The sequence below is a fragment of the Saccharothrix algeriensis genome (assembly GCF_016907655.1).
Lineage (GTDB): Bacteria > Actinomycetota > Actinomycetes > Mycobacteriales > Pseudonocardiaceae > Actinosynnema > Actinosynnema algeriense.
Genome location: NZ_JAFBCL010000001.1, coordinates 1,195,770 through 1,211,402, shown reverse-complemented (window position 1 = coordinate 1,211,402; position 15,633 = coordinate 1,195,770). Strand labels below are relative to the sequence as shown.

General features: G+C 74.7%; 12 protein-coding genes. 1 reads left to right on the top strand and 11 read right to left on the bottom strand.

Translation table 11 applies throughout. The features are described from left to right. Positions 1 to 734: 734 nt before the first annotated feature. The gene (locus JOE68_RS05125) at positions 735 to 3,551 is read right to left on the bottom strand and encodes a helix-turn-helix transcriptional regulator (protein ID WP_204841187.1); all 2,817 of its coding nucleotides are present in this window, start codon (positions 3,549 to 3,551) and stop codon (positions 735 to 737) included. A gap of 71 nt (positions 3,552 to 3,622) precedes the next feature. Then, positions 3,623 to 3,757, bottom strand: coding sequence for a hypothetical protein (locus JOE68_RS31720; protein WP_275584701.1), 135 nt, complete (start codon positions 3,755 to 3,757; stop codon positions 3,623 to 3,625). Between the two features lie 304 nt (positions 3,758 to 4,061). On the opposite strand from JOE68_RS31720, the gene JOE68_RS05120 reads away from it, so the two are divergent. Beyond that, on the top strand, positions 4,062 to 4,505 hold the full coding sequence (locus JOE68_RS05120; protein ID WP_204841186.1) for an SRPBCC family protein: 444 nt from the start codon (positions 4,062 to 4,064) through the stop codon (positions 4,503 to 4,505). A 249-nt stretch (positions 4,506 to 4,754) separates the two neighbouring features. On the opposite strand, the gene JOE68_RS05115 is transcribed toward JOE68_RS05120, so the two are convergent. The 9 genes from JOE68_RS05115 to JOE68_RS05075 form a co-directional block, all read right to left on the bottom strand. After that, positions 4,755 to 6,335, bottom strand: coding sequence for a phytoene desaturase family protein (locus JOE68_RS05115; protein ID WP_204841185.1), 1,581 nt, complete (start codon positions 6,333 to 6,335; stop codon positions 4,755 to 4,757). Further along, on the bottom strand, positions 6,336 to 7,466 hold the full coding sequence (locus JOE68_RS05110; RefSeq protein WP_204841184.1) for an NAD-dependent epimerase/dehydratase family protein: 1,131 nt from the start codon (positions 7,464 to 7,466) through the stop codon (positions 6,336 to 6,338). Positions 7,467 to 7,481: 15 nt separating this feature from the next. Further along, positions 7,482 to 9,821, bottom strand: coding sequence for a Tex family protein (locus JOE68_RS05105; RefSeq protein ID WP_204841183.1), 2,340 nt, complete (start codon positions 9,819 to 9,821; stop codon positions 7,482 to 7,484). A gap of 267 nt (positions 9,822 to 10,088) precedes the next feature. Continuing rightward, entirely contained in the window at positions 10,089 to 11,420 is a 1,332-nt protein-coding gene (locus JOE68_RS05100; protein ID WP_204841182.1) for an LLM class flavin-dependent oxidoreductase, read from the bottom strand. Further along, on the bottom strand, positions 11,417 to 12,133 hold the full coding sequence (locus JOE68_RS05095) for an ABC transporter ATP-binding protein (protein WP_307819535.1): 717 nt from the start codon (positions 12,131 to 12,133) through the stop codon (positions 11,417 to 11,419). The genes JOE68_RS05100 and JOE68_RS05095 overlap by 4 nt, the downstream gene beginning before the upstream one ends. Next, positions 12,130 to 12,978: an ABC transporter permease gene (locus JOE68_RS05090; RefSeq protein WP_204841180.1), complete on the bottom strand. Its 849-nt coding sequence runs from the start codon at positions 12,976 to 12,978 to the stop codon at positions 12,130 to 12,132. Before JOE68_RS05090 ends, JOE68_RS05095 begins: the two co-directional genes overlap by 4 nt. Beyond that, positions 12,975 to 14,033 carry an ABC transporter substrate-binding protein gene (locus JOE68_RS05085; protein WP_204841179.1) on the bottom strand — a complete coding sequence of 353 codons (1,059 nt, stop codon included), beginning with the start codon at positions 14,031 to 14,033 and terminating at the stop codon, positions 12,975 to 12,977. Before JOE68_RS05085 ends, JOE68_RS05090 begins: the two co-directional genes overlap by 4 nt. Continuing rightward, positions 14,030 to 14,527, bottom strand: coding sequence for a flavin reductase family protein (locus JOE68_RS05080; RefSeq protein WP_307819534.1), 498 nt, complete (start codon positions 14,525 to 14,527; stop codon positions 14,030 to 14,032). The genes JOE68_RS05085 and JOE68_RS05080 overlap by 4 nt, the downstream gene beginning before the upstream one ends. A 62-nt stretch (positions 14,528 to 14,589) precedes the next feature. Further along, positions 14,590 to 15,546, bottom strand: a complete 957-nt coding sequence (locus JOE68_RS05075; protein WP_204841177.1) for a TauD/TfdA dioxygenase family protein — start codon at positions 15,544 to 15,546, stop codon at positions 14,590 to 14,592. Between the last annotated feature and the right edge of the window lie 87 nt (positions 15,547 to 15,633).

Sequence of the window (15,633 nt, the reverse complement as noted above, 5' to 3'; positions counted from 1 at the left end):
GCGGTTTGTCGTCCGGCCATCGCACCGGGCGGTTGCCGATCACATGATCACCCTACCTATGCGGAAGGAATAGCCACTGTCGGTTTCCGCGTGGCGGTGGCGGTGGCGGCGCTGTGGTGGTAGTGGCACGACGGAGCTTCAGCCCTCGCCTCAGCGCCGCGCTCCGCGCGGCGGCGCTTCAGCGCAGCCGTGTGCCTCGTGTTCTCCCCGTACGGCCTGGGCGCAGCCCGATCACAGTTGTCGAGGGGGGTCAAGCACGCTCTTCGCTTGACCCCCCTCGACAACTGTGATTGCCTCCGGCAGGCCGTGCGGGGAGAACACGACGCACTTCCCTCCTCCTTGGGGGCCTCCCGGCCGCTCTTCATACTTGGGTCGCGCACCGATCCAGGAAATATTTGGTGCGGTACGGATCTAAGTTAAAAACAAAAAGAGTCCTCGCCGGACAGGCAGGCCGCCAAGGAGAAGGAAAAGAAAGAGCGGTCGTGTTCTCCCCGCATGGCCTGTCAAAGACGACCATGCTTTTCTGGGGGGTGCAAGCGAAAAGCGTGCTTGCACCCCCCAGAAAAGCATGGTAGCCCTCCGGGCAGGCCATACGGGGAGAACACGAGGCCACCGGGCTGCACGGGGCGTGCCAAGGGCCAAAAGGCGCGGGTTGTGGTCAAGGGTCGTGTGTGGAATTCGTGAAGGGGTGGTCGTGTGCGGGGTGTCCCCCTGTCGTGGATTGTTCGAGTCGTTTACGCGAGCAGTTCGACGCGTGAAGTCACGCCGAGCTTGCGGAGCACCCGGGCCACGTGCTGCTCGACCGTCCGAGGTGATAAGAACAGCACGTCGGCGATTTCCCGGTTCGTCCGCCCCTGCGCCAACAACCGCGCGACGTCCTGCTCGCGCGGCGACAGGGCGTTGCCATACCCGCGCCGCCCGCGTCGGGAAGGGGTAGCGACTCCGGTACCCCGCAAGAGGTGCCGGCAGCGCGCCGCGTCGCGGCTGGCGCCCAAGGCGTCGAACCGGTCGGCGACCGCGCTCAGCGCCACCACCGCCGAGTCGTCACCGCCCTCCAAGCCGCACAACGCGATCCGCTCGGACAGCATCGCGGAGTAGTACGCGAGCCCGAGCGCGTCGGCCGCGCTGCGCGCCTCCTGCAACAACGGCACGGCGTCGCCCTCGCCCCCGGTCGCCACCAGCGCCCGGCACGTCTTCAGCGCCACCTCGGCCAGCGGCGCGTCGCGGCCGGCGATGCCCGCCGCCAGCTCGTCCACCAGGGCCGCCGCGTCCGCCGACCGCCCGGCCGCGAGGTAGGCGTCGGCGGCGGCCGGGGCGAGTTCGCCCGCCCAGGCCCACACCCCCTTGCGCCGCAGCAGGTCCAAACCCCGGTCGGCTTCCTCGCACGCCCGCGCTCGGTCGCCGCGCTCCAACCACAGCCGGCACAGCGCGGCGAACCCGCCGAGCGCGATGGGGGTGATGGAGTTCTCCACCGAGCGGACGCCGCTCTCCGCGAGGTGGCGCTCCGCCTCGTCCCAGTCGCCGCGCGCCACCGCCACACCGCCCAGCACCAGCGCGCTCTCACTGGCCACCGGCAGCAGCTCGCGGTACTCCTCTAGCAGCCGCGTGGCCCGCGGCACCAGCGAGCCCCAGTCGCCGGTGTACCAGTCGAGGTGGATGCGGGTGGACTGGCCGGTGCTCTCGGTGAACGGCACGCCCGCCCCGGCGGTCAGCCGCAGGCCCTTGTCCAGGAAGTCGCGCGCCAGGTCGAAGTGCCCGACCAGGGCGCACGCGTCGGCGACGTTGCAGTGGGCGCGGGCCAGGTGGCGGCGGGTCTCCACGTCGTCGGACGTGGCGGGCAGCCGGTGCAGCTCGGCCACCGCGCTGTGGTCGCCGATGGACACGCGCGAGCCCAGTTCGTTGGCCAGCAGCGAGTAGCGCACCAGCGGGTCGTCGCACGCCTCGATGTAGGAGTCCACCACGCGCATCCAGCGCAGGTGCTCGGACAGCGGCGTGGCGCCGATGAACGGCTGCGCGAGCACGGCCCGCGCGCGCATCGCCACGCCGGGCTGGTCGGTCAGCTCCGCCACGGCCCGTTCGAGCTGGAGCCTGGCCTGCACCGTGCCCCCGAACTGCCTGATCAGCAGGAAACCGAGGTCCATCCGCACCTGGCCGCGCGCGGCGCGGGACAGCCTGCGGTCGCCGAGCAGCCGCTCCAGCGTGGTGCGGGGGTCGTGCTGGTCGATCCCGCCGCGGGCCACCCGGCCCAGCTTCACCGCCAGCCTGTCCACATCGGACGGTGTCAGGGACGCCTCGTCCAGCAGCTGCCGGTAGGTCCGGGTGGCGGTGGACGGGTCGCCCACCTCCAGCGCCCGGTCGGCGGCGGCCTCGCCGTGGCGCAGCCAGTCGGCGAGCCGCCCGGCGCGGCGGCTGTGCTCGGCGAGCCGGGTGAGCGGCCGGGGCCGCACGCCCTCCAGCGCGTCCAGTGCCCGCAGGTGCAGCCGCTGCCGCTCCGGCCCGGTCAGCGTGTCGTACACCGCCTGCTGGGCGAGCGAGTGCCGGAACCCGTACCTCATGTCCGAGACCTCGTGCAGCACCCCGCTGTGCAGCGCGTGCGTCAGCGCCGCCCGCGCGCGGTCCGGTTCGACCGCCCCGACCTCGGCCAGCAGCTCCTCCGCGGCGGGCACGCCGAGCACCGCCGCCGCCTGCGCGATGCGGCGGCCGGTGGTGGGCAGCCGGTCCAGCCGCTCGGCCATCGCGTCGCGCAGCAGCGCCGGCACCTCGACCCGGTCCAGCAGCCGCCAGTCCGGGCGGTGCAGCGCGCGCAGCATCTCCTCGACCACGAACGGGATGCCGGCGGTGCGCTCGTGCAGCCGGGCGGCGAACTCGGCGGGAACCCCGTCCACGCCCAGGATCGCGGCGGTCAGGTCGTGCACCTGCGCCACGTCCAGCGGCGCCAGCTCCACGACCGCGCCGGTCACCCCGGCGGGCGGGCGGTAGGCGCTGCCCAGCGCCATCCCGCCGGGCGCGTCCTCGCGGCGGTAGGTCACCAGCACGGTCAGGTTCGGCGGCGGGTCGGCCATCAGGAACCGCAGCAGGTGCCGGCACCCGTCGTCGGCCCAGTGCAGGTCCTCCACGACCAGCAGCACCGGGCCGAGCGCCGCGACCACCTCGCGCACCGCCCGGAACAGGTGGTGGCGCTCGTGCCGGGGGTCCTCGGGCCGCGGCGCCGGCTCGGGCAGGCGCTCGGCGATCTCCGGCAGCAGCGGGCGCAGCACCCCGGTGACGGGGCTGAGCGGCACGCGGCCGAGCAGCCCGCCGACACCGCGCAGCGCGTCCAGCACCGCGCCGTACGGGAACGGCTCGCGCAGCGGCTGGCAGAACCCGGTCAGCACGCGCAGCGGCGCCACCTCCGGCCGGCCCAGCAGCTCGCGCACCAGGCGGCTCTTGCCGATCCCCGCCTCGCCCTCCACGAGCGCGACGGACGGCTGCGTCGAGACCACCCGCAGCAGCACCGCCAGCTCGTCGCCCCGGCCGACCAGGACGGGGGAGCTGGTGCGCGGTGGCGTCATGCGGACACTCCTGGTGATCGGCCGATCCCGGCACCGGAACCTTGATCGTTCACGGGCAGCACCCCTCGCGCTCACACCGCGACGCGCCCGTGGCTGCTCCGTTCGGCCGGACCGGTCCTGGAAGGGTTCTCGGAATTGATTCCGACGACGCCCTGCTCGATCTCCTGGTGCGACTTGCCGGCCCGGTGGTTCGCGGAGTGGGTCATCTCACAAGGCTAGGCGATGCGGCTGGTCCCACGGGCAAATATCTTGCGGCGACCGTCCCCGGGCGAACGCGGGCCGACCCGGCGGGACCGCGCAGTGGACCGTCGAATCGGACCGGTGGGATCGCGACCCCGGCGTCGGCGGGCGCCGCGAGGCCACTTCGGACCGCGACCAGGACTTCACCGCCGCGACCGGCGCCGGTGGAGGCGTCGCCCCCGGCGAGCCCGGACCCGGCGGCCCCGGTGGGGCGCAAGGGCACCCGGACGAGGGAGTTTCGACCATGCGCCGCGGGGGAACCCGCAGCGCATGGTCGAAGTGAGCCTGCGGATCGACGCCCCGGCGGAACAGGTGTTCTCCGTGCTGGCCGACGGCTGGTCCTACGCGGGCTGGGTGGTCGGCGCCGCGCACATCCGCGAGGTCGACGGGGACTGGCCCGGCCTCGGCTCGCGCATCCACCACAGCGTCGGGTTGTGGCCGATGCAGGTGGAGGACGTCACCAAGGTCCGGGCCGTGGAGCCCGGCCGGATGCTGGAGCTGGAGGCCCGCATGTGGCCGGTCGGCGCGGCGCACATCCGGTTCGACCTGGTCGAAGCGGGCGGCGCGACGACCGTGCGGATGCGCGAAGAGGTGGAGAAGGGCCCGCTGTCCCTGGTGCCCGAACCCGTCCAGGCGCTGCTGCTGGCCCCGCGCAACCGGGAGACGCTGAACCGGCTCTCCCACCTGGCGGAGCGACGCCAAGCCGAGCGCTGACGCCCGCGCCGTTTCCCCGCGCCGTTTCCTCGCGCCCATTCCCGGCGCCTTTCGCCCGCGCCCGTTCCCTGCGCCCGTTCCCGGCGCACCACGCGCACCACCGCGTCCAGCGCTCGACTTCAGCGCTCGACCTCCAGGTCCGCACGGCACAGCCCCCGGGCAGTGCGCCGGTCGGGCTCCCAGACGGACCGCTCGGACTTCCCGGCGGCGCGGCCCGCCGCCCACCGGCCGGGCGGCGGGCCGCGCCGCTCAGCGGTACACGGCGCGGTGCAGGCCGCGCATGACCAAGCGGTAGCCGTCGCCCGCCAAACCGTTGCGCGCCAACGCCGCCCGTGCCGCGTTCGCGCCCGCCGCGCCGTGCACGCCGCCACCGGGGTGCGCGGACGCGCCCGCCAGGAACAGCCGGTCCACCGGTGTGTCCGACCGCCCCAGCCCCGGCACGGGCCGGAACACCAGTTGCTGGTGGATCGCCGCCGTGCCCGCGTTGATCGAGCCGCCGACCAGGCTCCTGTTGCGCGCCTCCAGGTCTTCCGGCCCGTGCACCGCGCGCCCCACCACCAGGTCGCGGAACCCCGGCGCGTGCTGCTCGACGAGCTGCTCCACGCGGTCGGCCCGCCGCCGCGCCCGGTCGGGCGACCAGCTCTCCCCGCGCGGCACGTGCGTGTAGGCCCACGCCGACTCGGTGCCCGCCGGCGACCGCGTCGGGTCGGTCGTGGTCATCTGCCCGAGGATCACGAACGGCGTGCGCGGCAGGCGCCCGGTCGCGATCTCCGTGCTGCTGACGGCCAGGCCGTTCAGGTCGCCGCCGAGGTGCACGGTGCCCGCGCCCCTGGCCTCGGCCGCCGTCCACGGGATCGGCCCGGACAGCGCCCAGTCCACCTTCACCGTCGCGTCGTCCCACTCGAACTTCGCCAGGTCGTCCACCAGCCGCGCGGGCAGGTGCTCGGCGCCGACGAGCCCGAGGTAGAGGGTGGGCGCGGGCACGTCGGCCAGCACGGCCTTGCGGGCGCGCACCAGCCCGCCGGACGCGTCCCGCACGCCGAGCGCCCGCCCCTGCGACACCACGACCCCGGTCACCGCGCGCCCGCACTCGACCCGGCCGCCCAGCCGGTGCACCAGCGCCTCGGTGAACCGCCCCGCGCCGCCCTCGGGCACCGGGTAGCCGAAGTCCTGGCCCAGCATGGACAGCAGCCACCCGAACGCCGTGCCGCCCGCCTGGTCCGGGCCCAGGTCGGTGTGCATCGCGTTGCCCGCCATCAGCGCCGGCGCGCCCGGACCGCTGAACCGCTCGTTGCCGAACGCCCGCACCGACTGCACGAACATCCGCGCGAACCGCAGCGCCTCGGCGGGCCCCAGCGCGCCCAGCATCCCCGCGCCGGCCCGCACCGGCGGGAACGGCCGCATCAGCGCCTCGATCAGCTCGTCGCGGACCTGCTGCCAGCGGGCGAACTCCGCGAGCCACGCGTCGCCGTCGCCCGCGCCGAAGGACTCCACCGACGCCGCGGTCCGGTCGGCGTCCATGGACAGCAGAACGGCCCGGTCGTCGGGCAGCACGTGCGCCAGCACCTCGGGCGCCCGCCGCCACCGCAGCCCGTGCCGCTCCAGCTCCAGGCCGGCGATCACCGGCGACGCGGCGCCGAGCGGGTAGAACGCGCTGAACACGTCGTTGCGGAAGCCGGGCGCGGTCAGCTCGGCGGTCCGCACCGCGCCGCCGGGCTCGTCGGCCGCCTCCAGCACCAGCACGTCCCACCCGGCGTCGGCCAGCAGGTTCGCCGCCACCAGCCCGTTCGGACCGGACCCGATGACCACGGCGTCCACTTCGTCGCTCACTCAGCCCCCTTGGCTCTGCCGCACCGGAAAACCCCAACCCAGCTCGCGCCACCGGCCACCGGCGCGCGGCGCGAGCGGACCCCACGAGCCCTGGCCCCGCGCCACCGCGGCGACCGTCGCGGCCAGCGCCTCGCGCGGGCCGTGCCGCGGGCGCCACCCCAGCGACCGCAGGCGGGAGCTGTCCACAGTGGACGCCTGGGCGGCCAGCCGCAGCCAGCCCGGGTGCACCGGCTGCACGCCGGCCCGCCACGTCGGCCAGGCTAGCCCCTCCAGCAGGCGCAGCGGAACCGGCAGCCGGAAGCCGCCGAGCACCGAGGCCAGCTCGTCCGCGCCGAGCACCTGCTCGGAGGCCACGTTGAACGCGCCGGTCGACCGCTCGCGCAGGATCAGCGAGATGGCCCGCCCGACGTCCTCGGCGTGCACGACCTGAGCCCGCAGGCCGGACCACAGCGGCACCGGCAACCACCGCCGCCCGAGCAGGGCCGGCGGGAACAGCGGGCTGACCGCCCAGCGGCCCAGCTCGGCGCCCGCGCCCGGCTGGACGACCGCGCACGGCCGGAGCACGGCCACGTCGGCGCGGCCTTCGAGCATCCGCTCCAGCTCGGCCTTCTGCCTGCTGTACGCGCTGCCCGGCACGCCGCCGCACGGCCAGTCCTCGGTGACCGGGTGGTCGGCGGGGGAGTACGCGGCGATCGACGAGGCCACCACGACGTGCGGCACGCCGGCCCGCCGCGCCGCCGCGAGGACGTGCCCGCTGCCGTCGAGGTTGGTGCGCCGCATGTCGGGCTCGTCCGAGCCGGGCTGGACCGCCCAGGCCAGGTGCACCACGGCGTCCGCCCCGGCGAAGGCGCCGGCCAGCCGGGCCTCCGCCGAGGGCGCGCCGATGTCGCAGCTCAGCCAGGACGTGCGGCCGGGCACGTCCCCGGGGTCGCCGTCGCGCACCGCGTGCCGGGGGTCGCCGGGCGCGTGCCGGGAGCCGTCGGACGCGTGCCGGGGGTCGTCGTCACGCGACCCGCCACCGGGCACGCGGCGCGCGACGCCCAGCACGTCCACACCCGGCGCCTCGGCGCGCAGGACCCGCCGCAGGGCCGTGCCGACGCTGCCGCTGGCCCCCGTGACGACGACCCTCATGCCACGGGGGTACCCCTAGGCGGAGCCGCCAAGCCCGGCGCGCCGCAGCGCTTCGGCCATCGCGCCGTTCGCGGGCGCCCGCTCCGGCCGCTGCTGCCTGCCGTCCTGCTGCCGACCGCCCTGCTGCCGACCGCCCTGCTGCCGGGACCGCCCGCCACCGCGCTGGTCGCGCTGCTGCGGGCCCCGGGGCGCGGCCTTGCGGCCCGGCTCGTCCTGCAACCGCAGGCTCAGGCCGATCCGCTTGCGGGCGATGTCGACCTCCAGCACCTTCACCCGCACCACGTCGCCGGACTTGACCACGTCCCGCGGGTCCTTGACGTAGTCGTCCGACAGCGCCGAGATGTGCACCAGGCCGTCCTGGTGCACGCCGACGTCGACGAACGCGCCGAACGCCGCCACGTTCGTCACCACGCCCTCCAGCACCATGCCCGGCCGGAGGTCGGCGATCTTCTCCACGCCGTCGGCGAAGGTCGCGGTCTTGAACGCCGGACGCGGGTCGCGGCCCGGCTTCTCCAGCTCGCGCAGGATGTCGGTGACCGTCGGCAGGCCGAACTTGTCGTCCACGAAGTCCTGCGGGCGCAACGTCTTCAGCACCGCGGTGTTGCCGATCAGCTCGGCCGCGGCGTGCTGCTGGATGCGCCGCACCACCGGGTACGCCTCGGGGTGCACGGCCGACGCGTCCAGCGGGTCGTCGCCGTTGGGGATGCGCAGGAAGCCCGCGCACTGCTCGAACGCCTTCGGGCCCAGGCGCGGGACGGCCTTCAGCGCCGTGCGGGACCGGAACGGGCCGTTCTCGTCGCGGTGCTGCACGATGTTCTCCGCGAGGCCCGCGGTGATGCCGGAGACCCGGGTCAGCAGCGGCGCGGACGCGGTGTTGAGGTCGACCCCGACCGCGTTCACGCAGTCCTCCACCACCGCGTCGAGCGAGCGGGACAGCTTCGACTCGGACAGGTCGTGCTGGTACTGGCCGACCCCGATGGACTTCGGGTCGATCTTGACCAGCTCGGCCAGCGGGTCCTGGAGCCGGCGCGCGATGGACACCGCGCCGCGCAGCGAGACGTCCAGGCCGGGCAGCTCGGCCGACGCGAACGCCGACGCCGAGTACACCGAGGCGCCCGCCTCGGACACCACCACCTTGGTGAGCTTGAGGTCGGGGTGCCGCTTGAGCAGGTCGCCGGCGAGCTTGTCGGTCTCGCGGGAGGCCGTGCCGTTGCCGATGGCGATCAGCTCGACGGCGTGCGCGCGGGCCAGCGCGGCCAGCTTGGCGATCGACTCGTCCCAGCGGTTGGCCGGCACGTGCGGGTGGACCACGTCGGTGGCGACCACCTTGCCGGTCGCGTCGACCACGGCGACCTTGACGCCGGTGCGGAAGCCCGGGTCCAGGCCCATGGTCGCGCGGGTGCCGGCGGGCGCGGCCAGCAGCAGGTCGCGCAGGTTGGACGCGAACACCCGGACCGCCTCGTCCTCGGCGAACTGCCGCAGCCGCGACCGCAGGTCGATGCCCAGGTGCACGAGGATGCGGGTGCGCCACGCCCAGCGCACCGTGTCGGCCAGCCAGCGGTCCGCCGGGCGGCCCCGGTCGTCGACGCCGAAGCGGGCGGCGATGCGCACCTCGTAGCCGGTGGGCTCGTCCTCGTCGCCCGGGTCGAACTGGAGGTCGAGGACGTCCTCCTTCTCGCCCCGGAACAGGGCGAGGATGCGGTGCGAGGGCAGCTTCGCGAACGGCTCGGAGAAGTCGAAGTAGTCGGAGAACTTCGCGCCCTCCTCCTCCTTGCCCTCGCGCACCCTGGACGTGACCCGGCCCTGCGACCACAGGCGTTCCCGCAGCTCGCCGATCAGGTCGCCGTCCTCGCCGAAGCGCTCCACGAGCACCGCCCGCGCGCCCTGCAGCGCGGCGGCCGCGTCGGCGACCTCCTCGGTCAGGTAAGCCCCGGCCGCCTGCCGCGGGTCGAGCGACGGGTCGGCCAGCAGCGCGTCGGCCAGCGGCTCCAGCCCCTGCTCGCGGGCGATCTGCGCCTTCGTCCGCCGCTTGGGCTTGTAGGGCAGGTAGAGGTCTTCGAGCCGGGCCTTGGAGTCGGCGGCGAGGATCGAGGCTTCCAGCGCGTCGTCGAGCTTGCCCTGCGACCGGATCGAGTCGAGCACGGCGGCCCGGCGCTCCTCCAGCTCGCGCAGGTAGCCCAGCCGCTCTTCCAGCGCGCGCAGCTGGGCGTCGTCCAGCGCGCCGGTCGCCTCCTTGCGGTAGCGGGCGATGAACGGCACGGTCGAGCCGCCGTCGAGCAGCTCGACGGCGGCGCCGACCTGCCCGGCGCGCACCCCCAGCTCCTCGGCGATCCTCTGGTGGATGGCTGTGGTCACGGCAGCATTCTGCCCGCACCCGCCCCGTGCGGGGGTGCAGGGGCGACTCCGGGCGGGTCGCGCCCCGGCTCGGCCGTTCGGGTGAACAGCTGTCACGGACGGTCGCGTCGAGCGGTGGGCCGTTCGCCGGTCCGGGGACGCGGCCGACGACGCCGGAGCCGCGCCCCTCCCGGCCGCGCCGTCCGCGCGGTCGGATCCCCGACCGCGCCGCCGCGGCCCCCGGGATCCCGGCCTCCGGGGCGGCGCGGCCCTCGCGCCCCGCCGCGGTCACACCGCCGTGAGCGAGCGGTCGAACCGGTTGGCCGGGCGCGGCAGGCCGTAGTGCTCCCGCAGCGTGGAGCCGGTGTACCCGGTGCGGAACAGGCCGCGCCGCCGGAGGATCGGCACCACCTCGGACGCGAACAGCTCCAGCCCCGACGGCAGCACGGCGGGCATGATGTTGAACCCGTCCGCCGCGCCCTCCCGGAACCAGTGCTCGATGGTGTCGGCCACCTGCTCCGGCGTCCCGGCGAACGTCTTGTGCCCCCGCCCGCCGCCGAGCCGCCCGATGAGCTGCCGCACGGTCAGCGACTCCCGCCGCGCCAGCTCCACCACCAGCGTGTAGCGGGACTTCGCGCCCTCGATCGCGTCCTCCGGCGGCAGGTCGGCGGGCAGCGGCGCGTCCAGCTCCAGCGCGGCCGGGTCGACCCGCAGCAGCCCGGCGAGCTGGTCGCGCGCGTGCTCGGCCACGATCAGCCGGTCCAGCTCCGCGTCGGCGGCCAGCGCCTCGGCCTCCGTGGACCCGATCACCGGCACCAGGCCGGGCAGGACCTTGACGTGGTCCGGGTCCCGGCCGGCCGCGCGGGCGCGGCCCTTGACGTCCGCGTAGAAGGCCCTGGCCTCGGCCAGGCCCTGCTGGGCGGTGAACACCGCCTCGGCGTGCCGGGCGGCGAAGCCGCGGCCGTCCGCGGAGGACCCGGCCTGCACCAGCAGCGGGTACGCCTGCGGCGAGCGCGGCACGTTCAGCGGCCCGCGGACGCGGAAGTGCCTGCCCTCGTGGTCGATCGTGCGCACGCGGTCGTCCTCCGCGTGCACGCCGCGCTCCCGGTCGGCCACGATCGCGTCGTCGTCCCAGGAGTCCCACAGCTTCTTGGCCACCTCCAGGAACTCGTCGGCCCGCTCGTAGCGGTCGACGTGCGCGGGCTGGGCGTCGAGCCCGAAGTTGCGCGCCGCGTCGTCGCCCGCCGTCGTCACGATGTTCCACCCGGCCCGGCCGCCGCTGACGTGGTCGAGCGAGGCGAACCGGCGGGCCAGGTTGAACGGTTCGTTGTAAGTGGTGGAGGCGGTGGCGATCAGGCCGATCCGGGACGTGGCGCGGGCCAGCGCGGTGAGCAGCACGGTGGGCTCCAGGCGGCCCGACGGGCGGCGCCCGACCCGACCCCACAGCACCGGCGAGTCGGCCAGGAACACCGAGTCGAACGCCGCGGCCTCGGCGGTGCGGGCCAGCCGCTCGTGGTAGTCGACGCTGACGTGGCCGTGCGGGTCGCTGCCCGGCAGCCGCCAGGACGCCTCGTGGTGCCCGGTGTCGTGCAGGAACAGGTTGAGGTGCAACTGGGTCACGGTGTGGTCCCCTCGGTGATGCCCAGCGCGAGCAGCAGTCGGTCGCGGTGGGACTGGAACAGCGGGTCGCGGTGCGAGCGCGGCGCGGGCAGGGTGATCGGCACGTCGAGCGCGATCCGGCCCTCCTCCAGCACGACGACCCGGTCGGCCAGCTCCACGGCCTCGTCCACGTCGTGCGTGACCAGCAGGACCGCGGGGCGGTGCCGCGCGCACAGCTCGCGCAGCAGGTCGTGCATCCTGATGCGGGTCAACGCGTCCAGCGCGCCGAACGGCTCGTCGGCCAGCAGCACGGCGGGTTCGCGGACCAGGCAGCGCGCCAGCGCGACGCGCTGCTGCTCGCCGCCGGAGAGCTGGTCGGGCCACGCGCGCTCCCGCCCGCCCAGGCCCACCTCGGCCAGCGCGCGCCGGCCGCGCTCCCGCGCGTCGCCGGGGATCCCGAGCACCACGTTGTCCAGCACCCGCAGCCACGGCAGCAGCCGGGAGTCCTGGAACGCCACCGCGACCTCCCGCGGCACCCGCAGCTCGCCGCCGCCCACCACGTCGTAGTCCAGCCCCGCGACGGCCCGCAGCAGGGTCGACTTGCCCGAGCCGCTGCGCCCCAGCAGGGCCACGAACTCGCCGGGCGCGATGTCCAGGTCCAGCCCGTCGAGCACGGTCCGCTGCCCGAAGCGCCGCACGAGGCCGCGAACGCTCACCGCGCTCACCGCGCTCACCCGCTCAGCGTGCGCCGCCACGACAGCACCCTCCGCTCGACCAGTCGGAGCACGGCGTCGGAGGCGAAGCCGAACAGGCCGTAGACCACCAGGCCGACGACGATCACGTCGCTCTGGCCGTAGTTCTGCGCCTGGAACATCAGGTAGCCGATGCCGCTGGTGGCGTTGATCTGCTCCAGCACGATCAGGAACAGCCACGAGCCGGTCACGCCCAGCCGCAGGCCGACGAAGAAGCCGGGCAGGGCGCCGGGGAAGACCACCTTGCGCACGAACTGCCGGCGGCTCAGCCCCACCACCTCCGCCAGCTCCACGTACCGCTTGTCGATGCCGGTCAGCGAGGCGTGCGTCTGGAGGTAGAGGGTGACGGCCACGCCGATGGCGATGACCACGACCTTGAAGCCCTCGCCGATGCCCAGCCACAGGATCAGCAGCGGGATCAGGCCCAGCGACGGGATCGCCCGCTTGACCTGCACGGTGCCGTCGATCAGCGCCTCGCCGACGCGGCTGAGCCCGGCCGCGAGCGCGAGCGCCGTGCCCGCGACGCCGCCGATCAGGAAGCCGAGGCCCGCCCGCCGCAACGAGGTCAGGACGCTGTCGGGCAGCGTGCCGTCCCGGACCAGCGCGACGCCGGTGTCCACCACCGTCCACGGCGCGGACAGCAGGCGCGGGTCGAGCCAGCCGGTCGCGGAGGCGGCGCACCACAGCGCCACCACCAGCAGCGGCCCGGCGGCCCGGCCGTAGGGGATGGGTTTGCCGGGTCCCAGCCTGCGCCTGCGGACCGCGGGTGCGGCGGCGCGCGGCGGCACGACCGCCGTGCGGGCGGGCGGCGCGAGGGTCTGCGTCATGGTGCGCTCCGGTAGGTGGCGGGGACGGAGTCCGCGGCGATGCCTTCGAACCGCCGGTCGAACAGGTCGGCGGCCTTCGTCGGCGGGGTGAACCCGCCCTGGGCCAGCAGGTCGGCGGTCTCCTGCTCCCAGGCGACGGCCCGGTCCCAGCTCGGCGGGAAGTGGGGCCGGGGGTGGGAGGTGACGATCCGGCGCCCGTCGGCCGCGCTGAGGTTCTGGTCCTCGACGTAGTAGTGCTCGACCCACTGCTCGGGGTGCTCCCACGCCCACACCTGGCCCCGCGCCCAGAACGGGATGAACGCCCGGATCGCGGCGGCTTTCGCGTCGTCGCGCAGCACGGAGGTGGGCGCCCACAGGACGGTCAGGAGGTCCACCGCCGCCACCTCGATGGTGCGCGCGCCGTCCTTCCCGTACTGCTCCAGGTACTTCGTGGTGCTGGGCTCGGCCAGGACGGCCACGTCGACCTGGCCGGACTGCAGCGCGGTGAGGAACTGCGGGCTGTTCAACGCGACCAACCGCACGTCCTCCTTGCCCAGCCCCAGTTCCCTGAGCGTGCGCAGCACGATCACGCCCTGCGCCTGGCCCTGGGAGAAGGCGATCCGGCGGCCCCTGAAGTCCGACCGGGACCGGATGTCCGAACCGGGCGCGGTCGCGAACTGGTAGGTCGGCGTCTCCCGGTGCGCGACCGCGACGATCCTGGCGTCGAACCGCATCGCGGCGGCCTGGATGGGCGGGATGCCCGCGTTGGAGGCGAGGTCGACCGACCCGGCCCGGAACGCCTGGATGACGTCCGGCCCGGCGGTCAGGTTCGGCCACTCCGGCACCTCGAACGGCAGCTTCGCCAGTTCCCCGGAGGCTTCCAGTTGCTTGAGGGTGGTGCGGATGGAGATGGTCAGCTCCGTGCCGGGTGGCACGGCGGTGGGCAGCGGCCCGGCCGGGGCCGGACCGCTCGCGCCGCCCGCCGCGGAGCAGCCGAGGAGGCCGAGCGCCCCCGCGCCTGCCAGTCCGGTCAGGAAGGATCGCCGGCCGACGGCCGACGGGGGTGGCAGTGTCATGTGCGGTAGTCCTGGATCGAGTGGTAGCGGCCGTCGTGGTAGAGCAGGGGAGCGGAGCCCTCGCGCAGGTCGGTCTCGACCACCTGCGCCAGCACGAGGTGGTGGTCGCCCACCGGGATCAGCGACCGGACCTCGGCCCGCAGCCACCCGGTCACGCCGTCGAGCACCGGTTCGCCGCCCGCGAGCCTGCGCCACCTCGTCGGGGCGGCGAACCGGTCCAGGCCGCTGGTGGCGAAACGCCGTGCCAGCCCTTCCTGGTGCGCTCCCAGGAAGTTCACGACGACGCTCCCTGCGTCGCGCACGTGCGGCCAGGTCGAGGAGCGCGCGGAGATCCCGAAGGACACCGACGGCGGCTGCGCGCTCACCGACGTCAGCGAGGTGGCGGTGAACCCGGCCGGGCCGGCCTCGGAGTCGACCGTGATCACCACGACACCCGCCGGGTGGCGGCGGAACACCCGGCGGAACCGCGCCGCGTCGACCGGGAGTGCGTTCACCGGCAGCGGTTTCGCCGGTGGCGCGCCAGGAGCGGCTGCGGCCACCGCGTGGGGGGCGGCCATCAGCCCACCTTGACCGTGTGCTCGGCGGTGAACGGCTTGCCCGCCACCAGTTCCGACGCGCGGCCGTCCGGCCCGACCGGCACGTCGCCCACCAGCGTCACGCGGTGCAGGCGGCGCTCGACGTCCAGGTGCTCCAGGTCGCGCGGGGCCAGGTGGGCGGTCGCGCGGTTGTCCCAGAACGCCACGCTGCCCGGCTCCCAGCGGAACCGCACGGTGTACTCGGGGCGGGTGATCTCGGCGTAGAGCAGGTCCAGCACCGCCTTCGACTCGCTCGGCGACAGGTCGACGACGTGGCTGGTGAAGCCGGGGTTGACGAACAGCGCCCGCTCGCCGGTCACCGGGTGGACGCGCACCACCGGGTGCACCGCCACCAACAGGTTGTCGTCGACCCGCTTGGCGTAGGCGTCGCCGGCGGGCCGGTCCGCCCCGCCGTAGCGGTGCTCCGCCCGCAATCCGTCCACGAAGGACCGAAGCGGCGCGGACAGGCCCTCGTAGGCGGCGACGAGGTTGGTCCACGTCGTGTCGCCGCCGCGCTCGGGCACGACCTCCGCGCGCAGGATCGAGCCCGACGGCGGGTTCACCGCGGCGGTCACGTCGGTGTGCCACCCCGAGAAGTAGCTGTACCGGCGGCGGCGCGCCTGCCGCGTGAAGTCCGGGCCGTAGCGCTCCTCGTAGCGGCGCGGGTCGATGGTGAAGATCTCCGGGAAACCCCCGGGCGGCGCGTCGTCGTGCGGGTGCGCGTAGGTCAGCTCGCCGAACCGGCGGCCGAACGCGATCTGGCTCGCGTGGTCGAGGTCCTGGTCCCGGAAGAACAGCACCTTGTACTCGTGCAGCGCATTCCCGATCAGTTCCACGATTTCCTCGCCCAGTGGCCGGGAAAGGTCGACCCCCGAGATGTCCGCGCCGATCAGGCCCGCCACGGGGCGTACCGAGACCGCGTTCAAGGTGCTCGTCACGGTGTATTCCTCCAGCTGTGCGAAAAGAGACCTTCGCAGGTCGAGTGGGGTTTACGGCGGTTACTCGTACAGTTTCCCGCGCGGTTC